The organism is Nesterenkonia sandarakina (assembly GCF_014138825.1).
GTDB lineage: Bacteria > Actinomycetota > Actinomycetes > Actinomycetales > Micrococcaceae > Nesterenkonia > Nesterenkonia sandarakina.
The window spans coordinates 1,661,043-1,686,314 of sequence record NZ_JACJIH010000001.1 but is presented as its reverse complement, the minus strand read 5'-3'; the positions used below and the strand labels follow the sequence as shown (position 1 = coordinate 1,686,314).

Annotated in this window: 21 protein-coding genes, 1 tRNA gene, 1 pseudogene and 1 riboswitch; of the genes and pseudogenes, 16 read left to right on the top strand and 7 right to left on the bottom strand. The window is 68.1% G+C overall.

The features are described from left to right. Nucleotides 1-101: 101 nt before the first annotated feature. Nucleotides 102-193 (bottom strand) — tRNA-Ser (locus HNR24_RS07600). A gap of 139 nt (nucleotides 194-332) precedes the next feature. On the opposite strand from HNR24_RS07600, the gene HNR24_RS07595 reads away from it, so the two are divergent. Then, the gene (locus HNR24_RS07595; protein ID WP_182495477.1) at nucleotides 333-1,526 is read left to right on the top strand and encodes an FAD/NAD(P)-binding protein; all 1,194 of its coding nucleotides are present in this window, start codon (nucleotides 333-335) and stop codon (nucleotides 1,524-1,526) included. 893 nt (nucleotides 1,527-2,419) lie between these two features. On the opposite strand, the gene HNR24_RS07590 is transcribed toward HNR24_RS07595, so the two are convergent. The 4 genes from HNR24_RS07590 to HNR24_RS07575 all read right to left on the bottom strand — a co-directional run bounded on the left by HNR24_RS07590 (nucleotide 2,420) and on the right by HNR24_RS07575 (nucleotide 7,820). Beyond that, nucleotides 2,420-3,907, bottom strand: a complete 1,488-nt coding sequence (locus HNR24_RS07590) for an FAD-binding oxidoreductase (protein ID WP_182495476.1) — start codon at nucleotides 3,905-3,907, stop codon at nucleotides 2,420-2,422. Between the two features lie 158 nt (nucleotides 3,908-4,065). Beyond that, complete coding sequence (locus HNR24_RS07585) at nucleotides 4,066-4,992, bottom strand: hypothetical protein (protein ID WP_182495475.1); 927 nt, start codon at nucleotides 4,990-4,992, stop codon at nucleotides 4,066-4,068. 456 nt (nucleotides 4,993-5,448) lie between these two features. Beyond that, complete coding sequence (locus tag HNR24_RS07580; protein WP_182495474.1) at nucleotides 5,449-7,086, bottom strand: sensor histidine kinase; 1,638 nt, start codon at nucleotides 7,084-7,086, stop codon at nucleotides 5,449-5,451. Nucleotides 7,087-7,445: 359 nt separating this feature from the next. After that, nucleotides 7,446-7,820 (bottom strand): Rid family hydrolase, encoded by a 375-nt coding sequence (locus tag HNR24_RS07575; protein WP_259392576.1) that lies wholly within the window; start codon nucleotides 7,818-7,820, stop codon nucleotides 7,446-7,448. Nucleotides 7,821-7,934: 114 nt separating this feature from the next. Between HNR24_RS07575 and HNR24_RS07570 the strand changes: the two genes are divergently transcribed. Then, nucleotides 7,935-8,330: a winged helix-turn-helix transcriptional regulator gene (locus HNR24_RS07570; RefSeq protein ID WP_182495472.1), complete on the top strand. Its 396-nt coding sequence runs from the start codon at nucleotides 7,935-7,937 to the stop codon at nucleotides 8,328-8,330. 145 nt (nucleotides 8,331-8,475) lie between these two features. On the opposite strand, the gene HNR24_RS07565 is transcribed toward HNR24_RS07570, so the two are convergent. Both HNR24_RS07565 and HNR24_RS14425 read right to left on the bottom strand, forming a co-directional pair. After that, nucleotides 8,476-8,919, bottom strand: coding sequence for a CBS domain-containing protein (locus HNR24_RS07565; protein ID WP_058888339.1), 444 nt, complete (start codon nucleotides 8,917-8,919; stop codon nucleotides 8,476-8,478). A gap of 228 nt (nucleotides 8,920-9,147) precedes the next feature. Then, a complete protein-coding gene (locus HNR24_RS14425; protein ID WP_269745513.1) occupies nucleotides 9,148-9,561 on the bottom strand; it encodes a CBS domain-containing protein in 414 nt (137 codons plus the stop codon). Between the two features lie 486 nt (nucleotides 9,562-10,047). Then, nucleotides 10,048-10,181: riboswitch (SAM riboswitch) on the top strand. Between the two features lie 131 nt (nucleotides 10,182-10,312). Here HNR24_RS14425 and HNR24_RS07555 point away from each other — a divergent pair. The 14 genes and pseudogenes from HNR24_RS07555 to HNR24_RS07490 all read left to right on the top strand — a co-directional run bounded on the left by HNR24_RS07555 (nucleotide 10,313) and on the right by HNR24_RS07490 (nucleotide 25,261). Next, on the top strand, nucleotides 10,313-11,749 hold the full coding sequence (locus HNR24_RS07555) for an O-acetylhomoserine aminocarboxypropyltransferase/cysteine synthase family protein (RefSeq protein WP_182495470.1): 1,437 nt from the start codon (nucleotides 10,313-10,315) through the stop codon (nucleotides 11,747-11,749). A 15-nt stretch (nucleotides 11,750-11,764) separates the two neighbouring features. Then, nucleotides 11,765-12,895, top strand: a complete 1,131-nt coding sequence (gene metX, locus HNR24_RS07550) for a homoserine O-acetyltransferase MetX (RefSeq protein ID WP_058888342.1) — start codon at nucleotides 11,765-11,767, stop codon at nucleotides 12,893-12,895. Nucleotides 12,896-13,070: 175 nt separating this feature from the next. Beyond that, on the top strand, nucleotides 13,071-14,210 hold the full coding sequence (locus tag HNR24_RS07545; RefSeq protein ID WP_083504749.1) for an acetamidase/formamidase family protein: 1,140 nt from the start codon (nucleotides 13,071-13,073) through the stop codon (nucleotides 14,208-14,210). A gap of 119 nt (nucleotides 14,211-14,329) precedes the next feature. After that, a complete protein-coding gene (locus tag HNR24_RS07540) occupies nucleotides 14,330-15,643 on the top strand; it encodes an amidase family protein (protein ID WP_310735405.1) in 1,314 nt (437 codons plus the stop codon). Nucleotides 15,644-15,654: 11 nt separating this feature from the next. Beyond that, nucleotides 15,655-16,146, top strand: a complete 492-nt coding sequence (uraD, locus tag HNR24_RS07535) for a 2-oxo-4-hydroxy-4-carboxy-5-ureidoimidazoline decarboxylase (protein ID WP_182495468.1) — start codon at nucleotides 15,655-15,657, stop codon at nucleotides 16,144-16,146. Nucleotides 16,147-16,198: 52 nt separating this feature from the next. Next, complete coding sequence (pucG, locus tag HNR24_RS07530; protein ID WP_182495467.1) at nucleotides 16,199-17,437, top strand: (S)-ureidoglycine--glyoxylate transaminase; 1,239 nt, start codon at nucleotides 16,199-16,201, stop codon at nucleotides 17,435-17,437. Further along, nucleotides 17,434-18,675: an allantoate amidohydrolase gene (locus HNR24_RS07525; RefSeq protein ID WP_182495466.1), complete on the top strand. Its 1,242-nt coding sequence runs from the start codon at nucleotides 17,434-17,436 to the stop codon at nucleotides 18,673-18,675. Before pucG ends, HNR24_RS07525 begins: the two co-directional genes overlap by 4 nt. Before the next feature lie 7 nt (nucleotides 18,676-18,682). Continuing rightward, nucleotides 18,683-19,624, top strand: coding sequence for a MurR/RpiR family transcriptional regulator (locus HNR24_RS07520; RefSeq protein WP_083504750.1), 942 nt, complete (start codon nucleotides 18,683-18,685; stop codon nucleotides 19,622-19,624). Nucleotides 19,625-19,728: 104 nt separating this feature from the next. Further along, nucleotides 19,729-20,058: a hydroxyisourate hydrolase gene (gene uraH, locus HNR24_RS07515; protein ID WP_310735404.1), complete on the top strand. Its 330-nt coding sequence runs from the start codon at nucleotides 19,729-19,731 to the stop codon at nucleotides 20,056-20,058. Between the two features lie 153 nt (nucleotides 20,059-20,211). Further along, nucleotides 20,212-21,198 (top strand): factor-independent urate hydroxylase, encoded by a 987-nt coding sequence (gene pucL, locus HNR24_RS07510; RefSeq protein ID WP_182495465.1) that lies wholly within the window; start codon nucleotides 20,212-20,214, stop codon nucleotides 21,196-21,198. Between the two features lie 234 nt (nucleotides 21,199-21,432). Beyond that, nucleotides 21,433-22,833, top strand: a complete 1,401-nt coding sequence (locus HNR24_RS07505) for a uracil-xanthine permease family protein (RefSeq protein ID WP_058888347.1) — start codon at nucleotides 21,433-21,435, stop codon at nucleotides 22,831-22,833. Continuing rightward, nucleotides 22,833-24,263, top strand: coding sequence for an allantoinase AllB (allB, locus tag HNR24_RS07500; RefSeq protein ID WP_083504861.1), 1,431 nt, complete (start codon nucleotides 22,833-22,835; stop codon nucleotides 24,261-24,263). Before HNR24_RS07505 ends, allB begins: the two co-directional genes overlap by 1 nt. Before the next feature lie 144 nt (nucleotides 24,264-24,407). After that, nucleotides 24,408-24,620: pseudogene (locus HNR24_RS14375) on the top strand (helix-turn-helix domain-containing protein); the annotation flags it as partial. Between the two features lie 29 nt (nucleotides 24,621-24,649). After that, nucleotides 24,650-25,261, top strand: coding sequence for a nucleotidyltransferase family protein (locus HNR24_RS07490; RefSeq protein WP_058888349.1), 612 nt, complete (start codon nucleotides 24,650-24,652; stop codon nucleotides 25,259-25,261). Nucleotides 25,262-25,272 lie beyond the last annotated feature (11 nt).

The following is a 25,272-nucleotide window of genomic DNA, read 5'->3' as shown; positions in this document are numbered from 1 at the left end:
ATCAGCCCCCCACCCGACCTGGATTCACCGGCCGGCGCCGGGTCATAGATACAGCAGAACCCCCGGCAGGATCTCTCCCAACGGGGGTTCTGCTTCACATATGGCGGAGGCGGGGGGATTTGAACCCCCGGTCCGCTTTGAGGCGGACACTTCATTAGCAGTGAAGCCCATTCGGCCGCTCTGGCACGCCTCCTGTGCCCACGATTTCGGCGAACCGATTCATGCGCCCGTCTAGACTAGCGGTTCGGCGAGGAAACTGACAAAGCGCGTGCTCCCAGTACCCTGGTCGGAGAGTGCCCGCTTCAAGAGTTCATCAGGAGAACAGCCCGCCCATGCCCCAGCAGACCCAGGAGCGCACCGTTGCGGTGATCGGCGCCGGACCCCGCGGCACCTCCTTCCTGGAGCGCCTGTTGGCGGCGGTGGAGCACGGTGTAGACGGCGATCGGGCGCCCCGGCTGCGCATCCTGGTGATCGACCCGGCACCGCACGGGCCCGGTCGGGTCTGGAACCCGCAGCAGTCCCCGCTGTATCTGATGAACACCCCCGCCAGCTTCCCCACGGCGGCCCCGGCAGGTGCCACCCGGGAGCAGCTGCCGGCGTCGTCGGTCTCGCGCTCCTTCGCGGAGTGGCGGCACGAACACGAGGCTGAGGAGACCGCCACCTCGGTGCGCGCCGACAGCTTCGAACCGCCGGTGGTCCTGGGGATCGACCACGGGGACACCGACACCGACTACCCCACGCGCGCGGCCTACGGGCAGTACCTGAGCTGGCTGCACACTGAGGTCAGCGCCGCGCTGGCGCGCCAGCCCGGGATCCGCGTGGAGCACCTGCGCGCTGAGGTCACCGGGCTGCGCCGCGCCGAGTCCGGCTATGAACTCACCCTGGGCAAGGACAAGTACACAGGCAACCACGACAACCACGACGACGGCGGCGCGGGTCCGGCCCCGGAGGATCGGCTGCGCGCAGACCAGGTGGTGCTGGCGCTGGGCCATATCCCAGCCGGGCTGAACGAGTCCGGGGAGCACTTCACCGAGGTCGCCGGCCAGCTCGGACTGCACTACCAACCCCCTGCGATCCCGACCGAGGTGGACTACTACTCACTGCCCGCGGGGGAGAACGTCCTGGTCCGGGGGATGGGCCTGAACTTCTTCGACCTGATGATCCAGGCCAGCGTGGGCCGTGGGGGAGTGTTCCACGAACACCCCGACCGGCCCGCCGGGCAACGCCTGGAGTACCTCGCCACCGGTGACGAGCCACACCTGGTGGCCGGCTCCCGGCGGGGCACCCCCTACCGGGCGAAGTCCACTGCGCTCACCGAGTCCCCGGGCTTCGCGCCGGTGGGCATCCGCCTGCATCACCTGACCCCGTGCCGCGGTGGCCGATGCCGAGCGGCGCCACGATGTGCTGGACTTCTCCGCACACCTGTGGCCGCTGATCCAGCGCGATGTGCTGCGCACCTACTACCGGACGCTGGTGGAGCTGGAACCGGAGCTCTTCCAGGCCGGCTTCAGCGCGGCGCTGGATGAGCTGCTCGCGGACACCCACCTGGGTGAGGCGGTGCTGCAGACCCGCGGCCAGCGGCTGCTGCGCGAGCTCGCCCCCGACGTGCTCTGGTTCGACATCCGCTCCCTGGGCAGGCCCTTCGGCGGGCTGACCTTCGAATCTGCGCAGCAGTACCAGCAGCATATGAGCACCTACCTCGAAGACGACGCCGCCACCTCCGCGGCGGGGGTGCACAGCCCGGTGAAGATGGCGATCGGCGCCCTGCACCTGGCCCGGATGGAGGTCAAGGCGCTGATCAGCCAGGGCCGGGTCTCCCAGTCCAGCCAGATCAGCGAGATCGAGGGCTGGTTCGAATCCTTGGTGGAGGGCCTGGCCAGCGGTCCGCCGCTGCAACGGATCGAGGAGCTCGCCGCGCTGACCCGGGCCGGGATCGTGGAGTTCCTCGGCCCGGAGCCGATCTTCTATGTGGACCGGGAGGCTGGCTGCTACACCGCTGAGTCCCCGGCCGTCGCCGCCCCGGCGTATCAGGCGCGCTGGCTGCTGGAGGCGATGATGCCGGCCAATCGGGTCCAGCTCTCTCGGTCTCCGCTGGTCGCGGGTCTGCTGCGCAGCGGCCTGGCCCGGCCGCGGGAGCTCGTCGACGCTTCCGGCGCGCCGCGTGCCGGCAAGGGCTTCGACGTGACCACCCTGCCGCACCGGCTGATCCCGGTGGACCGGGCTGCGCCGGAAGAGATCTACGTGCTGGGCCTGCAGCTGAGCTCGGTCCAATGGGGGACCGCGATCGCGGCCGAGGCCGGCGGGAACCTGGCGGCCTCGGCGCGCTCCCTGGCGGACGCCGACGCGGCGGCGCGGGCGGTGCTGGCCGGACCGGAGGATTCCACCAGCCCAGGCGCGAGAGCCAGCGGCCGGGACCGGATCACAGGATCGCCCGCCCGGGGTTGAGCCGGTATTCCGGGTCGAAGACGTCCTTGATCCGGCGCTGCAGCGCGATGACCTCCGCGGACTGCTCCCAGTCCAACCAGCGCAGCTTATACGTCCCGATCCCGTGCTCCCCGGTGATGGTTCCGCCCATCTCAAGCGCGAGCCGGACTGAGCCGTCCAGGGCTGCATGCAGCCGGGACATCGCTGAGGCCGGCAGATCGCCCTCGGCGGCGTCAAGGGTCACGGGGGCGGCCTCGGGCAGAGCAGGGGAGCCCGCGCCGTCGTCGGGGGATGTCTCTGGACCGGACGCGGGGCTCAGCTCGGAGCTGGGCACGCTGAAGGTGGGGTGCAGGTTGCCGTCCCCGGCGTGGGCGACCACCTTGAGCTGGACCTGGTGCTCCTCGGCGAGGTCCTCGATGGCGCGGATGTAGTCCACCAGCTTCGAGCGCGGGACCGCCACGTCCTCGCCCACCCGCACCTCGGTGGCGATCCCGTCGCCTCGGGCGTGCCGGCGCAGCTCGATCAGCCGTTCGGACTCTGCGGAGCCAGGGTCGCTCACCGTGGCTCCGAGCCCGCGCAGCACCTCGCGGATGATCTCCGCCTCGATGGCCGCGCCGTGCCCGTCGGTCTGGATCAGCAGCAGCGTGTTCCCGCGCCCGGCAAGGTCAGAGCCCTGCGCCTGATCCAGGGCGAGCATGGTGTTGCGGTCCAGCAGTTCGGTGATCGCCGGCTGCACCCGGGCCTTGCCGATCTCCAGCACCCCCTGGGCGGCGGTGGTCAGCTCGTCGAAGAACGCTGCGATGGTCTCGGTGTGCCGGCTCAGGTGGCGCAGCCGCACGGTGACCCCCACGACGATGCCCAGGGTTCCCTCGGAGCCGACGAACAGACTGGTCAGGTCGTAACCGGCGACGCCTTTGAAGGTGGCCTGTCCGGTGTGGATCAGCGTGCCGTCGGCCAGAACCACGTCCAGGGCGAGCACGGAATCCCGGGTGACCCCGTATTTGGCGCAGCGCAGCCCGCCGGCGTTGGTGGCGACGTTGCCGCCGATGGTGGAGATGCGGTAGCTGGCAGGGTCAGGGGCGTACATCAGCCCATGCTCGGCGGCTGCGGCGTTCAGATCGGCGTTGATCACGCCCGGTTCCACCACGGCGACCTCGTCCTCTGGTCGCATCGTGAGGATCTGGTTCATCCGGGTCAGGCTCAGCACCACGGATCCTTCGGTGGTGTTGGCCCCGCCGGAGACCGAGGTCCCGGCCCCGCGGGTGACCAGCGGGAACCGATGTTCTGCCGAGAGCCGCACCAGGGTCTGCACATCCTCGACGGACTCCGCGAAGACGACGGCGCGCGGTACGTGCACCTGCCAATGCTCCAGCGGCCCCTTGTCCACCGCGTAGGCGTCAAGCTCGGCGGGGTCGGTGGTCAGGGTGTGCGGGCTGAAGGTGCTGCGCAGTGCTTCCAGGACGTCATCGTCAGAGGTGCTCATGCCAGATGAGTCTAGGTCAGGGGTGTCCCCTGGTGAGGCTGCGCGCCTAAGGCGCGGCCCGCCCGAGACCTGGTCATTCAGGTCCGAGGCAGGCCGTGCCCGAGGGTGGAACGCCTTCGCTTGCAGCCCGGCAGGATGCTTCGACGTCGAGTCGGCCCCTAGAACATGGAACTGGTGATTCCTTGGAACTCTTCCTCGCCGATGATCGTGTCATCTGCAGGGCGGTCAGGTGCGTCGGCTTCGTTCCAGCTGGTGAAGGTCACCGACGTCTCCTGGCCCGCGTTGTCGCCCCGGATCTCCATCAAGACCGGTTCCTCAGAGTCAGCACGCACAACGATCTCGAGTGATTCCTCGCCGCCTTCATCGCTGTAGACCCAGACATCCTCACCGTCACGGGTATCTGACTCACCCGTGGCGTCCCAGTCGGAGAGGTCCTCCCCGTCGGAGGAAGCCATCATGCCGGCGCGGAGATTCTCGATGAACTCACGGGGAGTCTCGAACTGTGGAGCCAGGCTGGTGATGTCGACCCAGTCGCCTTCTGCCTCCACGGCCTCCCGCAGTTCTTCTGGGGATGCCCCCTGTCCTTCTTCCTGGAGGGATTCGTATTCTGCGACCACAGAATCGGTGCTCTGGAGAGCCATATCGCTGAAGACGAGGAGATCGATCAGACCGTCAGCAATGGTGTAGGTGTAGCCATCACCCTCCATGTCACCGGAGAGCTCTACCTGGATGACCTCATCCTCGCCCGATTCACCGTCGGTGCCTTCGCCGAGCGTCTCAGCACCTTCCCCAATGGCGCTGAGGAGCACGTCAGCGCTCACGGACACTGAATCCTGGTTCAGGGACGACTCCCAGATGTCCTCGTGGATCTCTGCAATCGCCGGGGCCTCTTCAGGAGCGTCGTCTTCCTCAACGGCTGCTCCTTCCTCGGTCTCAGCGGGCTCACTCGTCGCGTCATCCTGAGTTTCCCCGGCCTCATCCGTCTGCTCCGCGGCGGGCGCCGACTCGCTCGTCGCTTCGTCGTCGCCACACGCCGTGAGTGCCAGCAGGGTGATTCCAAGGAGCCCCGTGGTCTTCAGCGTCATGTCCTTGATGGGGGTTCCATCAGCTCTCATCGTTTTGGACCCTCTCTATCTGGTGGTGCACCCAACACCAGGACGCAACGAATCAATGATTCAGGGTTTCACTGATCGAAGGACTCGACTCATCGGCCCGTGGCGGGATGCATTGTCATTTTCGGTTCGTAACGCCCATGCGTCAGTGCTGCTCGGAGAAAACACAAAAAAATAGATCTGATCCGACTACATTGAGTGAGCTACGCCACTAGAGTCTAGCGTTCAATGAGCAGCGGCCAGCGCCACATTGCTCGTGCGATTGGGCGTCAATCGGTGTTGGTCTTTTTGCCGCCTATACGTTTGTGTTCTGGGAAGACCCCAATCTTGATATTGCAAAGCGACTCGTCAATGGATCGCGAGCAGCTGTCGATCGTGGTGAGGCTTGCCGGTGAGTGCCCTGCCCTGCACGAGCACTCCTGAGAAGGGTTATGCATCATGGGTGCAGCGGGAGTTGACCGGGGCCTGCCAGAGCGCGCGGGTTCCTCCGGTGCTGCGGGGGGAGAGTGTGAAGTCTCCGCCCCAGGCCTGCGCGCGGGCGCTGAGGTTCTTGGTGCCGCTGCGCCGGGTCGAGCGGGAGGGCAGCCCGACGCCGTCGTCGTCCACCGTGATGGTGATCTGGGCTTCAGAGGCGGTGATTTCCACGGAGACGGTCTCGGCGCGAGCGTGCCGGGCGACGTTGCTCAGGGACTCCCGGAGCACCGCGACGGCGTCATCGGCGAGTGCGCCTTTCAGGATCAGGTCGACGGGTCCGGTGAAAGTAAGCCGAGGAATGATGGAAAGTCTGGGAGAGAGTTCTGAGACGACCTCCAGAAGCCGGTGCCTGATGTTCTGTTCCGGAGGCCGGGTCTGGAGTGTGAAGATCGCGGTGCGAATGTCAGCGATCGCCGCGTCGATCTCGGCCACGTGGGTGTCGATGCTGGTGGCCAGGTGCGGATAGGTCGAGGCCAGTGCCTCCAGACCCAGCCCGGTGCCGAAGAGTCTCTGGATGACATTGTCATGGAGGTCCCGGGCGATCCGAGCCCGTTCCTCCACGACCTCCAGGCGTTGCCTGTCGGCCCGGGCCCAGGCCAGCGCCACGGCAAGACCGGCCTGTGCGGCGAACTCAGAGAGCAGCTCGAGGTCACCCGGTGTGAAAGGCGACTCCAGGGCGGATCGAGCAGCGCAGAGTGCTGCGACGCGATCTCCTGCGACGACCAGCGGTACGGCGATCATGGAGGCGCTGGGGATCTCATCGGCGAAGGGAACCGGTTCGTGCTCTCCTTCTGGGGTCATGCCGGGCTCACCCTCCATGGCACGAGAGATCACGCAGTCCATCCACGGAATCGAGGTGCCTTCCACCTGCGCGGCGCCTTGACCATGGGCGGTGTCCACGTGAAGCTCGCCACCCACGGCCTCGGAGATCACCACGCTGACCAGCTGCGCTCCGGTGAGGGAGGCGACGCTCTGGGTGAGCAGGCTGAACACCTCGTCGTGTTCAGCCTCGAGCAGGCTCGCCGCGAGATTGCTCAGCACTTCACTGAGTTCTTGCGCCTGGCGTGATTGTTCGTAGAGGCTCGCATTGTTGATCGCGGTTGCCGCGGTGGCAGCCAGCGCTTCGACCAGGGCCTCATCGTTGGCGGTGAATGCAGTCTCGGAGGGATTGGTGAGGTAGAGGGCGCCATAGGTGCTGCCGCGGATCTTGATGGGCACACCGAGGAATGCCCGCATCGAGGGATGATTCAGGGGTGCGCCCACCGACCGAGGATCCTCGGTCAGATCTGTGATTCTGATGGTCTCTTCTCCGGTGAGGACGGCTCCAAGGAGTCCACGTCCTCGAGGAGGGGGGCCCATGCGCCTGACGAGCTCTGGAGACATCCCGACGTGGATGAACCGTTTCAGGGCGCCGTCGTCATCGACGACCCCGAGGGCCGCGAATTCTGCATCTACCAGCGTGCGAGCAGACTCGGCGAGATGGTGGAGAACCTGCTCGAGGTCAAGGTCTCCGGTCACGAGCTGGCTCGCCTGGAGCAGGCCCAGCAGCCCTCGGTGGTCCTCCAGAAAGTGTCGACGTCGAGCGGCCCCCAAGCGGCGCGATTCACCTGGGTCAGTCGAAGAGGGGCCCGGAAAGTCCGGGACAGGAACCACTTTCTCAGCCCCCTAGGGGTAGACCAGTGGCGACAAGGCATGAGCTGCTCGACGCGGTTGCGTTGTGATTCTCCAGGTGGCGAAGGTCAACAACGAGCGCGGGGTCCACCGACATTGGAGTGGTTTGAGAACGGGGCCCATCGCGTGTCGTCGTACTTTCCGAAGAGTCAATCATTGTTGACATCAGGTGGGAAGGGTTTGGGACTGGTCCGGGGGCCAGGAGTGTCCGGTGGCCGGACGGCTAGCGGGCACTCCCCAGGGCTGGTGGCATGCCGTGCGGACGATGACTCCCGGCAGACTCAATCGATGACTGCTGTCGCTTCCACTTCTACCAGGACGTCTGGTTCGAAGAGGTAGTCCACCCCGATCAGGGATGCTGGCGGCATCGGCATGGGCAGCCCTAGCTCTTCGGCCACGGAGTGAACTCCAGACATGAAGGCCTCGATCTTCTCCGGGGCCCACGCCGTGACGTAGAAGGCCAGTCGAACCACGTCCTCGAAGCCTGCGCCGACGCTTTGTAACCCAGCGTGCGCGTTACGCAAAGCGTGGCCGACCTGCCCCTGAAGATCCCCTGGGGCCAGGGGTTCACCGTCAGAGTCCCGCGCGATCTGGCCAGCAACGTGCACGTGCCGCGTTCCGGTCGCTACAGCGACATGTTGATAGGGCGCTGGCATAAGAGAGTCTGGGGATGAGAGCTGCACTGTCATAGCGGTCTCCTCACTCGTAGAAATAGTCGGTATACCTTTGATACTTGGTTCTTGCAGGTACCTTCAACGAGACTTGGTGTCATGGACGATACCGCCACTGCTCACGCTGACCCCTTTGAGATCAGCGCTCCGCACAGGGCGTTGCTCGATCAAGTCCTAGATAAGTGGTCTCTGGAGGTCTTGAACGAACTCTGTGAACGGCCCGCCAGATTCAGTGAGCTCCGGCGCGCGATCCCGGCGGTCACGCAGAAGTCGCTGACTGCAACTCTGCGTCGATTGGAGCGAAACGGAATCGTCACCCGGGAGGTCCTGGACACACAACCGGTCGCGGTGGAGTACCGAATCACTGCCCTTGGGAAGACGTTGAGGCCACCGGTAGACGTGCTGTTGGAATGGGCGGCACGGCACATGCCACGGATCGAAGAGGCGCGTCGCTATTTCGACGATGAAGAAGCAGACCGTTCGCACCTTCACTAGAGACCAGGACAGCGTCGAGGAGACCCGGAAATCGGCCAACCCCAAAGGCGCTAGCGAAGGGTTGCCTGTCCGCACGACCGTCCTGTGTGAGACCTCGAGACATAGCCTCTGCCGCTGAACCGAGGGTGTCCGCGGAGGAGGCTGCCTAGGAAGATGGCGCCTGGGTGGGGTCCGTCGGGAGCTTCACATAGTCGATGAGCTCATCGATATTGACTCGGGTGTCGGCCTGACCGATCTGTGCGCTGGACAGCATTCCGCAGACAGTGGACCCGTCGAGGACGGGAAGGTGCTGGGTCTGATGGATCGCCATCTGGGCCATCGCCTTCTCCACCGAGTCTTGGACACTGATGCTCGGTGCTTCAGGGTTCATGAGGTGCTGGGCTCGCAAGGAATTCGCGAGTTCTCCGAGGGAGCGGAACGCTCGAGAGATGTCCTGTTGGGTCACCACCCCGAGCAGTGTGCCGTCTGGGTCGCAGAGCGGCAGCACGTCGAGGGGGGACTGGGCAAAGGCCTGGGTGGCGTCTTCCAGCGTGCAATGCGTGCTGAGGCGGGGCACGTCTGGGGTCATCAGGTCTGCGAGGTTCGCCATGATGCTGGTTTCTCCTTCGGAAGATGTCTGTAACTGGGGTCGCGGGGCCAGCCCAGGCAACCTGTGCAAGGTTTGATGGGGCTAGACCCGGTCGGGTCGCGGGGGGGGGGCTGCGGAGAGCTGCTCCGGAGGCGGCGGGTCTACGGGTGGGGCTGCGTCAGGCACTCACGTCAGAGCATCGGGAGCCAGGACAGAACACCGGTTGGAGTCTGCGTGCGGTGGCCGGAGTCAGAGCGTTTCGGTCGAGGAGTCGGTGCCTGGAATCCCGGCAGGAGGTGGGGGCCTGTCAGATGCGGGGGTCGCGGCGAGGACGTACTCCGGGTAGAGCACGCCGATGAGGGCGTCTCCGTCGAAGACCAAGAGTGGTCGCGGTCCGCAGCCGCGGTAGTGGGCGAGTGCTTCCTCGAGTGAGTCCTCTGCGCGCAGCCGGCACGTGAGGGGGTCCATCAGGTGCGCACACCTCGTGCGTGTCCACCGGCCGGGGTTCCTCGCGGCCTCGTGGGAAATCGCTGCCTTGGTGATCACGCCCACTGGTTTCTCGCGCAGATCGACGACGACTACCGCTGGGTTCTGGTGATCGAACAGGCTGACGGCGTCGGGCAGAGACTGGGTCACCCAGACACTCCGCGGAGCAACGGACATGAGCTCTAGCACCTGCATCACGCCGGGCTCCAGGGAAGCTCGGGGGCAAGTGGCTCGCTGAGGACGGTGAGCCAAGAAGCGCCGGAGGCGGACTGTTCAGCGGTGTCGAGAAGAGAGAAGTGCTGCAAGAAGCCACCCCTTGAAAATTGATCCAAGAGCCCGCTGCTTGAGCTACCAGCTCAGCCTACCCGAGTGATCCGGACGATCGGAAACTTTTGACGCAGTTTCTCGTTTGCCGTGGACGAGCCCTCGATCCAGTACCTCGGTCTCCACCTGTGGGATCTCCCGGAACCGGGGTGGACGGCGTGACGAGCCACCGAGGGACCTCATCGTCGCATTCCTCGGGGACCGCGTAGATGGTCGGCCCGGCCATGCTTCCTCCCGCCGTGATGTCACCCGCCCGCCCGGTCGCAGGATGACGAACTGCGACCCTTCGGCGCGGCCTGCACTTGCACGCGAGCATTCCGCGATGCAGACTTATCCCTAGGTCAAGAGTGCCAGCGCAAAACCCCGGTTTGCTGGCCGGCAACCCTCCAGTTCGCGGTGGGGTGCCCCGGGTGACGACCTGGCTGCGGCAGTCTTCGACAAGGTTCATCGACTGGCCGTGGCAAGCGCGGGCCACACACCAGTGCGGGCCCTTCAACCCAGTCCTCAGGACAGGGCCGTACAGGATTCGACGCCGGAGACACGCTCGCCGGCAGCGAGGTTCAGATTCGGTCCCGTTCCGGGGCCGCATTGAACGGAGAATCCCTTGAGCCACGAGAACACCTGGCAGTTCGAGACCCAGCAGATCCACGCCGGCACAGCCCCGGACCCGGTCACCGGTGCACGGGCGCTGCCGATCCAGCAGACCACCTCCTTCGTGTTCCCCGACACCGCCGCCGCGGCGCGGCGCTTCGGGCTCGAAGAGATCGCCCCGATCTACTCTCGGATCGGCAACCCCACCGTCCAGGCGGTGGAGGACAAGATCGCCGCCCTGGAAGGCGGGGTCGGGGCGCTCGCCGTGGGCTCCGGGCAGGCCGCCACCTCACTGGCGCTGCTGAACATCGCCCACGCCGGCAGCCACATCGTCGCCTCGCCCACGCTCTACGGCGGCACGCAGAACCTGTTCAAGCACACCCTGCCCAAGTTCGGCATCGAGGTCTCCTTCGTGGAGGACCCCGATGATCTGGAGTCCTGGCGGGCCGCCACCCGGGAGAACACGGTGGCCTTCTTCGGCGAGGCGGTGGCGAACCCGCGCGGAGACGTGCTCGACATCGAAGGCGTCGCCTCGGTGGCCCACGAGTTCGGGGCACCGCTGATCATCGACTCCACCCTGACCACGCCGTACCTGATCCGCCCGTTCGACTTCGGCGCCGACGTCGTCGTGCACTCGGCCACCAAGTTCCTCGGCGGACACGGCACCGCCATCGCCGGGGTGATCGTGGACTCCGGACGCTTCGACTACTTCGCCCACCCGGATCGCTACCCCGGCTTCTCCACCCCGGATGAGAGCTACCACGGGCTGGTCTTCGGCCGGGACCTCGGGCCCGAGGGGATCTTCGGAGTCAACCTCTCCTTCATCCTCAAGGCCCGGGTCCAGCTGCTGCGCGACTTCGGTCCGGCGCTGTCCCCGCACAACGCCTTCGAGATCAACCTGGGCCTGGAGACGCTCTCGCTGCGGGTGGAGCGCCACGTGGAGAACGCGCAGCAGGTTGCCGAGTACCTCGAGGCCCGCCAGGACGTGCACCGGGTCTTCTACTCCGGGCTGCCGTCGAGCCCCTGCTTCGAACGCGCCAAGAAGTACCTGCCGCGCGGCTCCGGGGCGGTGCTCTCCTTCGAACTCGCCGGTGGGGCCGCCGACGACGACGAGGCGCAGGCCCGGGCCGGCCAGGCCTTCGTGGACGCACTCGAGCTGCACTCGCTGGTGGCCAACGTCGGAGACGTCCGCTCCCTGGTGATCCACCCGGCCTCCACCACGCACAGCCAGCTCAGCGCCGCCGAGCAGCGCGCCGCCGGGGTGACGCCGGGTCTGATCCGGCTCTCGGTGGGTCTGGAGCACATCGACGACATCCTCGCCGACCTGGCCCAGGGCTTTGAGAAGGCCGCTCATGCCGTGGCAGCAGCGGCCTCGGAGACTGCCCCCGACGGGGCCTCTGAGGTCACCGCTGAGAATGTGACGAAGCAAGAAACCGCGGCTGCGGTCTGAGGTTAGGGTGATCAGGTGCTGAATGACTTTGGGGACAGGCCTGCCGGTGCGCTGAAGACCGCAGCGGTCGGCGCGTACACCTTCGAAGCCGGCGGGCAGCTGCCTGAAGTCACCCTCGCCTATGAGACCTGGGGCACGTTGAACCAGGACGGCAGCAACGCCATCCTGGTCGCCCATGCCCTCACCGGCGACTCCCACGTCGCCGCCACCGCGGCCGACCCCTCCACCGGATGGTGGGAGGGACTGCTCGGCCCCGGCCGCCCGATCGACACTGAGCGCTGGTTCGTCATCGCGCCAGCCATGGTCGGCGGCTGCTACGGCTCCACCGGACCCGCCTCCCTGGATCCCGAGGGGAAGCCCTATGGCTCCCGATTCCCCTTCGTGACCATTCGCGATTCCGTGCACCTCGAAGCCCGGCTGGCTCAGGCCCTGGGCATCGAGAAGTTCCACACGGTGATTGGCGGATCCATGGGAGGTGCCCGGGCCCTGGAATGGGCTGTGACCTACCCGGACATGGTCGAGAGCGTCGCCGTGTTCGCCTGCGGAGCAGCCTCCACCGCAGAACAGATCGCCTTCGGCCAGGCCCAGGTGCTGGCCGTGGAGAACGACCCGCACTTCGCCGGCGGAGACTACTACGGCGGCCCGGCCCCGCAGGCCGGGCTTGGACTGGCCCGCCGGATCGCGCACATCACCTACCGCGCAGAATACGAGCTCGCGGTCCGCTTCGGCCGCTCCGCGCAGGGCGCCGAAGACCCCTTCGGCTGGTCCCAGCGGCGTCGCGGACGCTACCAGGTGGAGTCCTACCTGGATCATCAGGCCGAGAAGCTGCTCAAACGCTTCGACCCCAACGCCTACATCGTCCTCGCCGAGGCACTGATGAGCCACGACGTCGGCCGCGGTCGCGGGGGAGTGGACCAGGCGCTGGCCGGGGTCACCGCCGTGCCGTTCCTGGCGGCCGTGACCACGGATCGGCTCTACTTCCCAGCCCAGTCCCAGGAGATCGCCGACGCGATCCCCGGGGAGCATCAGGTGCACATGATCGACTCGCCGATCGGTCACGACGGCTTCCTCACCAGCGCCGAACAGCTCGGCGACGCCATGCGCGAGACCCTGCAGCTGGGAACCCGCACGCCGCTCCGGCTCTGAGGCGGTCCAGTCGTGGGGGTCGTGCGGCCGCTGAGCCCGCGACGTGCGTGAAACCTCTGGGCCCGTGGCACAGCGGATCCGCTGCATCAGCGGTGCCTGAAACGTCGGTTCCAGGCGTGTCATTCTGCTGTAACACCTGGTGGGGCAGACTGGATCGGGACGAGGAGAGTGATCCATGAGCCTGCCATCTGACCTGCCGTCCCACGCGGCTTCCCGCGGGGAGTCCAGTCCCGAACGCATCCTGCAGCCCGGTGAGCACCTGCCCGAAGGGGCGCGGTACCTCCCTGCCTCTGCAGAGAACATCTTCTGGGGCCGGCTGCCCTGCGCCACCGACGCTCCGGTGCTGCACATCCGGCCCGGGGAGCAGGTCGTCATCGACACGCTCTCCCATGAAGGCATCCTGGAGGACCAGGGACGGGACCCGGCCCGCTACTTCGCCGGTCACGGCGTCCCTGCCGAGCAGGTGCTCACCGACGCGATCGAGCTGGCCGCCAGCGATCACGCCCGGGACCCCAGCGTGGACGGACCACATGTGAACACCGGTCCGATCCACGTGGAGGGGGCCATGCCGGGGGACCTGCTGAAAGTCACCATCGAGACACTGCAGCGCCGGGTGCCCTACGGGATCATCTCGAACAGGCACGGCAAGGGCGCGCTGAACGGCGAGTACCCGCGCGGGGAGGCCAACGTGTCGATCTTCGCCGCAGTGAAGCACGACAGCGAGGGTGTGCCCCGCGGATGGATGTCCCCGAAAGCAGGCGCCCCGCGACAGCTCAGCTTCGACCTGGCACCGTTCTTCGGCGCCATCGGGGTGGCGGTGGCCGGCGAGGTCCGGCCGCATTCGGTGCCCCCCGGCGCCCACGGTGGGAACATCGACATCAAGGTGCTCACCGAGGGGACCTCGCTCTACCTCCCGGTCCAGGTGCCCGGCGCGCTGGCCTTCGTAGGGGACCCGCACTTCGCACAGGGCGACGGCGAGGTCGCACTCACCGCCATGGAAGCCTCGCTGCGCGGACACCTGCGCTTCGACGTCGTCCCCCGGGACCAGGCGCTGAAGGACTTCGGTGCACAGATCGGGCCGATCGCGGAGACCCGCGACCATCTGATCCCCACCGGGATGGATGAGGACCTGGACATCGCGGTGCGCCACTGTGTGCGCAACGCGATCGTGCTGCTCCAGGCGCGCTGGGGGCTCGACGCCGAGCATGCCTACGCCTACCTCTCCGCGGCCACCGACTTCAACATCTCCCAGGTGGTCGACATCGTCAAGGGCGTCCATGCGAAGGTCTCCATCAAGGACTTCGCGGGGCTGTGAGAGCGCCGAAGCCGAGCCAAGCAGGAGCTGGGCGTGATGCACCTGCGCCTGCCCACCCTGTGTCTCCCCACCCTGCGCCGCCCATCACCGCGCATCCGGCCGGATCGACGGATGACCGGGTGGACGCCACGGTCTGGCGGGTGGGCGGTGACAGCGGCTCCCCGCTGCTGCCCGCGACCCGGGGTGGAGGCCTGGACGGGCACACCCTGGCGGTGAAGGACCTCTATGCGGTGGCCGGGCAGCGGATCGGGGCCGGCAACCCTGCCTGGCTCGACGGCACACCCACGCAGACCAGGACCGCCTGGGCGGTGACCCAGCTGCTCGACGCCGGGGCGTCGCTGACCGGGCTCGCGCAGACCGATGAGTTCGCGCTCTCCCTTGCGGGCACCAATCAGCACTACGGGACGCCGCCGAATCCGGCGGCACCGGAGCGGATCAGTGGCGGGTCCAGCTCCGGATCCGCGGCCGCAGTGTCCCTGGGCCAGGCGAGCATCGGGCTGGGCACCGACACCGGTGGCTCCATCCGGGTGCCCGCCTCCTACCAGGGACTCTGGGGTCTGCGCAGCACCCACGGCGCCGTCTCCCGCGACGGACTGATGCCACTGGCGCAGAGCTTCGACACGGTGGGCTGGATGACCCGAGACGCGGACACCCTCGCCGCCGTCGCGCAGGTGCTGCTCACCACGGCTGACCCAGCGACGGGCGCCCAGGGTGGCACGGCGACCGGCGCTGCTGGTGCGGCGACAGAAGCGGCCACCGATGCTGCAGGCGCGGCGGGCACTTCGCCGGCGGAGGAGCCGAAGCTTGCCTCCGAGCCTGTCCTGAAAGTCATCCCGAGTCTGTTCGACCAGGTGCAGCCGGAGATCACCGAGGCGGTGCGCGGAGCGCTCCGGGCCCAGGAGGGCGCAGGTGCCCCGCGCGAAGAGCTCGACGGTGTCTCCCCGGAGATGCACGCCGCCTGGTTCGAGGCCTTCCGGATCATCCAGTTCCGCGAGGCCTGGGCGAACCACGGCGAATGGATCACCGGCCACTGGGAGGCGATGGCCTCCGACGTCGGAGCCCGGTTCCGCATGGCCAGTGAGCTCACTGCGGATCAGGAGATGCAGGCCCGGGCGCTGGCCGCGGGAGCGCGCCGGGTCATCCGCGGCTGGGTCGGGGACGGGATCCTCGCCGTGCCCTCCGCGGCCGGCCCGGCTCCGCTGCGCAAGGACGCGGCCCTGGGCGGGAACCTGATCGAGGAACACCGCCGCGGCACCATGCTGCTGACCTGCCTGGCGGGACTCGCCGGGCTGCCCGCGGTCAACGTCCCGCTGCGCACCCAAGAAGATCTGCCCACCGGGGTCTGCCTGATCGGGCCGGCCGGCAGCGACATCGCCCTGATCAGACAGGCCGCCGCGTTCCACCGCCGTATTCCGAGTCCGAAAGAACGATGAACAGGATGCCCATGACGCTGGATCAGTTCAACACCGCGCCGCCTGAGGAGCTCACCGAGCTGCTCGAGGCCTGCGCCCCGATTCCCTCCTGGCGTTCAGCGCTGCTGGCCCGGCGCCCCTACGCAGACCTCCAGGAGCTGACCCAGACCGCTGCGGAGATCGCCCGGGACTGGACCGATCTGGAGGTCGACGCCGCCCTGGCGCACCACCCCCGGATCGGAGAGAAGGTCCAGGGTGCGACTCGGGAGGCCCAAGCGTCCCGGCGGGAACAGGGCAGCCTGAGCGAGGACGAGGCCGCGCAGCAGGAGTGGTTCAGCGCGAACCAGGACTATGAGGACCGCTTCGATCGGATCTTCCTGGTCCGCGCCGCCGGACGCACCCCGGAGCAGATGATGACCCAGCTCCGACTGCGGCTGCAGAACACTCCTGAGGAGGAGGCCGCTGTCCGCCGGGAACAGCTCTCCGAGATCGCGGTTCTGCGCCTGGAACACAGCGTTGCCTGAGGATACGTCCTCGTTTCATGGATGAAACAATAGTTTCAGTACGATGGTGTTCATGAGCTCCAGCCAGATCAATCCACCGCCACGCCTGCTGATGGGCCCGGGCCCGATCAACGCCGATCCGCGCGTGCTGCGCGCCATGTCCGCCCAGCTCGTGGGCCAGTACGACCCATCGATGACCGGATACATGAACGAGGTCATGGAGCTCTACCGCGGGGTGTTCAAGACCACCAATGACGCCACCCTGTTGGTGGACGGTACCTCCCGGGCCGGCATCGAGGCCGCCCTGATCTCCCTGATCGAACCCGGCGCCAAGGTGCTGGTCCCGATCTTCGGCCGCTTCGGGCACCTGCTCAAGGAGATCGCAGTGCGCGCCGGAGCCGAGGTCGCCGTCCGCGAGAAGGCCTGGGGTCAGGTCTTCACCCCGGAGGAGATCGAACAGGCCATCCTCGAGGAACAGCCCACGCTGCTGGCACTGGTCCAGGGCGACACCTCCACCACCATGAACCAGCCGCTGCAAGACATCGGGGCGATCTGCCGCGCCCACGGCGTGCTCTTCTACACCGACGTCACCGCCTCCCTGGCCGGCAACGAGTTCCGCGCCGATGACTGGGGGATCGACGCGGTCACCGCCGGGCTGCAGAAATGCCTCGGCGGACCCTCCGGCTCCGCGCCGATCAGCCTCTCCGAGCGAGCGGTGCAGGTCATCCGCTCGCGCCGCCACGTGGAGGAGGGCATCGCCGACGGCACGCAGGGCCGGGGCCGCCGGATCGCCTCGAACTACTTCGACCTGGCGATGATCCTGGACTACTGGGGTCCGCAGCGGTTGAACCACCACACCGAGGCCACCTCGATGCTCTACGGCGCCCGAGAATGCGCCCGGCTGCTGCTCGAGGAAGGACTCGACGACGCCATCGCCCGTCACGAGCTCCACGGTGCGGCGATGCTCGCCGGGGTCCAGGGCCTGGGGCTGGACGTCTTCGGCGACATCGCGCACAAGATGAACAACGTGGTCGCGGTGCACATCCCGGACGGGATCGACGGCGACGCGGCCCGGCAGGCGATGCTGGAAGACTTCGGCATCGAGATTGGCACCAGCTTCGGACTGCTGCACGGGAAGGTCTGGCGCATCGGCACCATGGGCTACAACGCGCGCAAGGATGCGGTGCTGCTGACCCTGGCCGCGCTGGAGCAGGTGCTGCGCGCCGGCGGAGCGGACCTGACCCCCGGCGGAGGAGTCGGCGCCGCCACCGAGGTCTACCAGGACGCGGCCGCCCAGGGGAGCCCCCGATGACCCGCGAGGCCGAGGCCGCCCGGATCATGGCACGCTGCGACGAGCTCGCCGGGATCACCGCGATGCCCGAGGGCATCCTGCGTGCCTACCTCACTGAGGAGCACCGGCGGCACAATGCCCTGGCCGCCAGTTGGATGGCCGAGGCAGGACTCGAGGTCTGGCAGGACGCCGCCGGCAATCAGTGCGGACGCCTCGAAGGTGCCCGCCCCGGGCTTCCTGCCCTGGTCATCGCCTCCCACTTGGACACCGTGCCCGACGCCGGGCGCTATGACGGGATCCTGGGCGTGCTGCTCGGGATCGAGACCGCCCGCCGGTTGGCACCGCACGCGAATCAGCTGCCCTTCGCGGTGGAGATCGTGGCCTTCGCAGATGAAGAGGGCACCCGGTTCGGCGCCACCCTGCTCGGCTCCCGCGCCATGGCCGGCACCTGGGACCCCGCCTGGTGGGAAGCCACCGACGCCGAGGGCATCACCATGGCCCAGGCGTTCTGGGACTTCGGGCTGGACCCCGAGAAGATCCAGGACGCCGCCCGGGCACCGGAAGACCTGGTCGGCTACCTGGAAGCCCATATCGAACAAGGCCCATATCTGGAAGCCGAAGGGCGGCCGCTGGGACTGGTCAGCGCGATCGCCGGAGCCCGACGCTTCAAGCTCAACATCCTGGGTGAGGCCCGGCACGCCGGGGGGACACCCTATGAACGCCGCCGCGACGCGCTGATCGGGGCCGCTCAGGCGGTGCTCGACGTCGAGCGCATCGGCCGCGACCGCGGGGTCATCGCCACCGTCGGACAGCTCGAGGCCCACCCCGGAGCGGTCAACGTGGTGCCCGGCGAGGTGGAGTTCTCCCTGGACCTGCGCGCCGAGTCCGATACGCTGCGCGACTCCGCCTGGGATGAGATCCATGCCGCGCTGAGCAGCTTCTGCGCGCAGCGGCGGCTGGAGCTGATCGTGGAAGAGATCCACTCGGCACCCACGGTGAGCTGCTCACCGACGCTGAAGCAGGCGCTCGCCGTCGGAGTCGCCGAGACCGGGGACCCGGCTCCGATGACGCTGTACTCCCGGGCCGGGCACGACGCCATGGCGATGGCGGCGGTCACCGAGATCGGGATGCTCTTCACCCGCTGTGAGGATGGGATCAGCCATCATCCGGAGGAGAATGTGCTCGAAGCAGACGTGGCGCTGGCCCTGCAGGCCCTGGAGCGCACCGTCTGGACCGTGGCCGCCGAGCACCGAGAGTGAGCAGCAGATGATCAAGACCCCGGAGCCGGACGCGCAGTCCCGTCCCGACACCGAAGCCCGTCCCGACGCTGAATCCGGTGTGGACACTGACGCTCGGCTCGACACGGAGACCAGGATCGATGCCCGCATCGACGCCCGCTACGGCGGCCTCCCGCCGCAGGAGCGCCGGGTCGCGGACTTCCTGCTCGAGCACCTGGGTGATCTCGCGATCTTCTCCGCCGCCGACATCAGTCGGGAGACCGGGGTCTCCAAGGCCACCGTGTCCCGGCTCTTCCGAAAGCTGGACTTCGAGGACTTCCGCGAGGTCAAGGACCATGCGCGTGCCCTGCGCAGCCGGGGCGTGCCCACTGCGGCGCCGGTGACCTCGGCGGACAATGAGGGCTCCACCGGGGTCCAGCGCCACGAGGCGCGGGACCATGAGAACCTCGCCCGGCTCGGCGCCGGGCTGGCCGAGGGGCGGCTGCAGCAGGCGGTTCAGCTGCTCGCCGCCGCGGAACGAGTGATCGTGCTGGGACTGCGCAACAGCTATCCGGTGGCGCTGCACCTGCACCAGCAGCTCATCCAGACCCGGTCCAAGGTGCGTCTGGCCCCGCAGCCCGGGCAGACCCTGGGCGAGGAGCTGGCCGGCATCGGAGCCGGGGACCTGGTGGTGGCGGTGGGGTTCCGACGTCGCCCGGTGGTCTTCGGCAAGGCCGTGCGAGCGGTGGCGAGCTCACCGGCCCAGCTGCTCTGCATCGGTGACAGCACCTCCCGGCACTATGCGATGGAGGCCGACTGTTGGATCGAATGCCCGATCGACTCTGAGGGCGCCTTCGACAGCTACGCCGCTGCGATGTCCCTGGTCAGCCTGCTGGCCAACGGTGTGTTGAACCGGCAGCTCGGCGAAGGGCGCAAACGCATCTCCGCGATCGCGCGAGCCTATGACGAACTCGACGAGCTCGAACACTGAGTTATGTTGCGGAGTTAGAACATCGAGCCCGATCGCTGGGCCCGGGACGGCGCAGCGCGCCGTGCCCGCGGGTTTCAGGGATCACCACGACCACCACAGGAGCCATGATGAGCCTCATCACCACCCACGTCCTGGACACCAGCACCGGGACCCCCGCCGCCGGCATCCAGGTCACTCTGCGCGGGCCTGAGCAGGCCGAGATCGCCGTCGGGACCACCGACGACGACGGTCGGGTGGCTGACCTCGGTCCGGACTCGCTGGCGCCGGGGATCTATGAGCTGGTCTTCGCCACCGGTGCGCACTTTCAGGCCCGCGGGCTCGATCACTTCTTTCCCCAGGTGACGCTGGCGTTCCAGGTGGAGGCCTCCGCCGAGCACTACCACGTGCCGCTGCTGCTGAGCCCCTTCGGCTACACCACCTACCGCGGCAGCTGAACGCGCAGCCCCGCCGCAGTCTCGCAGCAGCCTCGCCGCAGTCACGACGCAGCCCCACCCGCACTGCGGCACCGCAGGTCCGAACCCCGAACCGCTGCGTCCAAACCCCGTCAAGACCCCGTCCACGCCTCGCCCAGAAACAGGAGCACATTCATGAGCAGTCCCGACGTCGTCCTCGGTCCGAATCAGTACGGCAAGGCGGAGGTCCGGGTGGTCCGGGTCAACCGGGAGACCCCGGTGCATCAGCTCATGGACCTCAACGTCAGTTCGATGCTGCGCGGGGACTTCGCCGACTGTTACGCCACCGGGGACAACGCCAGGGTGATCGCCACCGATACCCAGAAGAACACCGTCTACGCCTTCGCCAAGGAACACGGGATCGCCACCCCGGAGGAGTTCCTGCTGCTGCTGGGCCGGCACTTCACCGACCAGGAGGAGGTCAGCGGGGGCCGCTGGACCGCGGAGTCCTACCCCTGGGAGCGGATCCAGGTGCCCGGCAGTGACGGCGAGCCCCAGGCCCACGAGCATTCCTTCGTGAAGTCCAAGCAGGAGGTCCGCACCGCCGCGCTCACCATCCAGGACGGAAAGGAGCATCTGCTCGGCGGCTTCAGCGACCTCACCGTGCTCAAGACCACCGGCAGCGAATTCTCCGGTTTCCCCAGGGACCGCTACACCACCCTGCCCGAGACCCAGGACCGGATCATGGCCACCGACATCACCGCGCGCTGGCTCTTCAGCGCTGACGCCGGGACGCCGCAGGGGGCGGGTTCATCTCAGGACCCCGCCACGCTGGACCCAGCGCCGCTGGACCCCGCCACGCTGGACTTCGACGCGATCTACGCCGCGGTCAAGCAACAGGTGCTGGAGCAGTTCGCCCTGGTGCACTCGCTGTCCCTGCAGCAGACCCTCTACGCCGCCGGAGAGGCGGTGCTCGCTGCGGTGCCCGAGATCGAGGACATCCGCTTCGTGATGCCGAACAATCACCATTACGTGGTGGACCTGAGTCCCTTCGGACTGGAGAATCCCAATGAGGTCTTCCAGGCCGGGGATCGTCCCTATGGATTGATGAACGCCTCGGTCACCCGCCGAGCCGCACCTGCCCGCCCGCATGCCTGGGAGTGGCTGGGCGGCTTCTGCTGACTGGCCCAGCGCTGACCGGTCCAGTGCCGACCTGTCCAGCCCGGCGTCGCGCAGCCGTTGAATCGCGGCACCTGAACCGCGGCGCGGCCTCACTTAGGAAACAAGTGTTCCGTACTGCATGAAACGCGGAACGCATGTTTCTTATGGTGGTAATCGCTAGGAAACACGGCGCTAACACCGCACTTCTAGCGTGGAACCAGCCAACCGGGTTCCCCGTGACAGGAAGTTGCTCCGATGAGTGCCGAGACCACCGCCGCCCGTCCCCGCTCCGGGGCGAACACCTCCTCCGGGGAGCTCGAAGACCCACACAGCGCATCGGAGACCCGCAGCCCGGTGGATCAGATGCCGCCGCTGCGCCGCGCGTTCCCACTCGCGGTCCAGCACCTGCTGGCGATGTTCGTCGGCAACGCGGCCCCGCCGCTGATCGTGGCCACGGCCATCGGGATGGCAGCCGGGGAGACCACCCTGATGGTCCAGCTGGCGATGATCGTCTCCGGGGTGACCACCCTGCTGCAGACCCTGGGCGCGGGGCCGATCGGGTCCCGGCTGCCGGTGATGCAGGGGACCAGCTTCGCGTTCCTGGCGGTGGCCATCCCGATCGCCCAGGAGTTCGGCATCGCCGCGGTCTTCGGTGGGGCCTTCATCGCCGGGTTCGTGCAGGTGATCTTCGGCGGCGCGCTGCACTGGATCTCCCGGCTCTTCCCACCACTGGTCTGCGGGGTCATCATCCTGATCATCGGGATCAAGCTGATGCCCACCGCCATCGGCTACGCCGCAGGCGGGGCACCTGCCGAAGCTGCCGGAGACTACGGGGCGCTGTTCCACTTCGGGATCGCCGCCCTGGTGGTGGCGGTGACCGTGCTGTGCAACCAGTTCGGCCGTGGCTTCCTCTCCGTGGCCTCGGTGCTGATCGGGCTGCTGGTGGGCTACGCGGTGGCCGCGGCCTTCGGCATGGTGAGCCTGCAGCCGGTGGCCGAGGCGGACTGGCTCTTCGCCCCGACGCCGTTGCACTTCGGCCTGGACTTCACCAGCGGGGCCATCATCGCGATCACGGTCATCGCGCTGGCCTCCTCGATGGAGTCCATCGGGGACCTCACCGCGGTCTCGCGGACCGCGATCGGCAAGACCCCGACCTCGCGCCAGCTCAGCGGCGGCGTCATGGCGGATGGCATCGGCACCTCGCTGGGCGCGCTCTTCGGCGCCATGCCCAACACCACCTTCAGCCAGAACACCGGAGTGGTCGTGCTCAGCGGAGTGGTCAGCCGCTTCGTGGTCGCCCTGGCCGGTGGGATCCTGCTGCTCGCAGGGTTCGTGCCGAAGTTCGCCGCCTTCTTCAGCACCATCCCCTACGCCGTGCTGGGCGGGGCGGTGCTGGTGATGTTCTCGATGGTCGCCTCGGCAGGCATCCAGGTGATCGGCAGCGAGGTGCTCAACCGCCGCGCCATGCTGATCGTCGCGGTCTCCCTCGGGCTCGGCATCGGCTTCTCCTTCGCCCCTGAGGAGGTCACCGCCGCGTTCCCACCGGATCTGGGGCTGCTGCTGACCTCCGGGATCGTGCCCGCCATGCTCACCGCGGTGATCATGAACCTGGTGCTGCCCCAGCGGACCCCCGCAGATGCGGAGCAGACCCGATGATGCTGCGCCACCTGATCGCCGAGCAGGTCCTGCTCGACGGCGCGTTCACCCCGGCGCATCTGGAGATCCTCGCCGGTGAGATCGTGCGCATCCACCGGCTCAGCCCCGGGGAGGGTCGGCGCCGAGCCGAGATCGTCAAGGCCAGCGACGTCGGCGCCGGTGCCGGTATGACCGTGGTCAGTCCTCGGCACCAGGTGCTCCCGGGCAACGTCGACACCCACGTGCACATCAACGAACCGGGCCGGACCAGCTGGGAGGGCTTCGCCACCGGGACCATGGCCGCGGCGCTGGGCGGGGTCACCGCGGTGGTGGACATGCCGCTGAACTCCATCCCGCCCACCGTGGATGTGGCGTCGCTGCGGATCAAGCAGCAGGCGGCGGCGGGTCAGACCTACGTCGACGTCGGCTTCTGGGGCGGCATCATCCCGGGCAACACCGCCGCGCTGCGCCCGCTCTGGGAGGCGGGGGTCTTCGGCTTCAAGTGCTTCCTGCTGCCCTCTGGGGTCGAGGAGTTCCCGCCGGTCAACGCGGCCCAGCTGCGCGAGGCGATGACCGAGGTCGCCAGCTTCGACGGGCTGGTGATCGTCCACGCGGAAGACGCCGAGACCATCGAGCGGGCCACCGACCTGGGTGGACGACGACGCCGGCTCAGCCACTACGCGGACTGGGCCCAGACCCGACCCCATGACGCCGAGGTGGCGGCGGTCAGCGACCTGATCGAGGCGATGCGCGAGACCGGCTGCCGCACCCACATCCTGCACCTGGCCTCCGCCCGCGCCCTTGACCTGATCGCCGAGGCCCGCGCGGAGGGACTGCCGCTGACCGTGGAGACCTGCCCGCACTACCTCTGCTTCGACGCCGAGGCGATCCCGGACGGTGCCGCCGAGTTCAAGTGCTGCCCGCCGATCCGCGACGCCGGGAACCGTGAGGCGCTCTGGGACGGGCTGCGTGAGGGCCTGATCGACGCGGTGGTCAGCGATCACTCGCCATCCACCGTTGAAGAGAAGCACCGCGGCGCACCGGACCTGCAGCAGGCCTGGGGTGGGATCTCCGGGCTGCAGGTGGGGTTCTCCGCCGTGGCCCACGAGGCGCGGCTGCGCGGGATCGGGATCGAGACCGTCAGCGCCTGGATGGCGAAGCACACCGCGCAGCTGGCCGGGCTGGAGCGGAAGGGAAGCATCGCCCTGGGCAAGGACGCGGACCTGGTGATCTACGACCCGGGGCAGACCCATATGGTCTCCGCAGCCGGGCTGGCGCATAAGAACCCGATCTCGGCCTATGACCACTTCGAGATCACCGGGGCGGTGGTCGGCGCCGTGCTGCGCGGCACCCCGCTCTACACAGCCCAGGACACCACCAGCCCGCTGGCCCCGGTGGGCGGCTTCCTGCAGGGCATCGGCAGTCCCTCGCTGAGCATGCTGGGGCGCTGAGCCGGGATGACGGAGCAGCAGGGCTCAGGCGAGGCAGCGGCACCCGGAGCCACGACCGGAGCAGCAATGCCCAGCGCGACCACACCCGGCACGACCGCGCCCAGCCCAGTCACGCCGAAGACAGCTCGACGCCGCGCGGCTGGGGTGCAGTCGGTGGACCGGGCGCTGGAGATCCTGGAGGTGATCCACGCCCACGGCGGGCAGCTGAGTCTCAGCGAGCTCGCAACACAGACCGGCCTGCCCGCCCCGACCGCGCACCGGCTGCTGCGCACCATGATCGCCAAAGGCTACATCCGGCAGCTGGCGAACCGCAGCTACTGCCTGGGGGAGAAGCTGATCCTCCTGGGTGAGGCCGCCGCGGCGCGCGCCTGACCGGGAGCAGCCAAATGATGCACGATGTCACCGTCATCCTCGCCGCCGGAGCGGGCACTCGACTCGGCGGCCACGGCAAAGCGCTGCTGCGCCTGCACGGAGAGACCCTGACCGCTCGAGCGCTGCGCAGCGCCCGCGAGGCAGGGACCAGCCCGCTGCTGGTGCTGGGTCACCGGGCAGGGCCGGTGCGCGCGGCACTGGCTCAGGCCCCAGGCTGGGCCGAGGAGGACGCGGTGGACTGCCCGGACTGGGAGCGGGGCCTCTCCGCCTCCTTCCGCACCGGGGTGCATGCCGCGGCCCAGCGCGGGGCCGAACGGGTCGCCGTCGTCCTGGTGGACCAGCCCGGCATCGGGGCCGCCGCGCTGCAGGCGGTGCTGGCCGGGCATGGCCCCGGGCGCATCGCCCGCGGCCTGGTGGCTGGGTCACTGACGCATCCGGTGGTCTTTGAACTCGGCGCAGCCCAGGCGGCCGCGGCGCTCGCCGTCGGAGACCAAGGCGCGCGCCCTTACCTGCAGGCCCACGCGGAGCTGGTGGACGCGATCGACATCACCGGGCTCGCCGAAGCGCAGGACATCGACACACCGGAGGACCTCACCGCCTGGGCCGACTCTCGGCCGAAGTGCTGAGCGAAGAACCC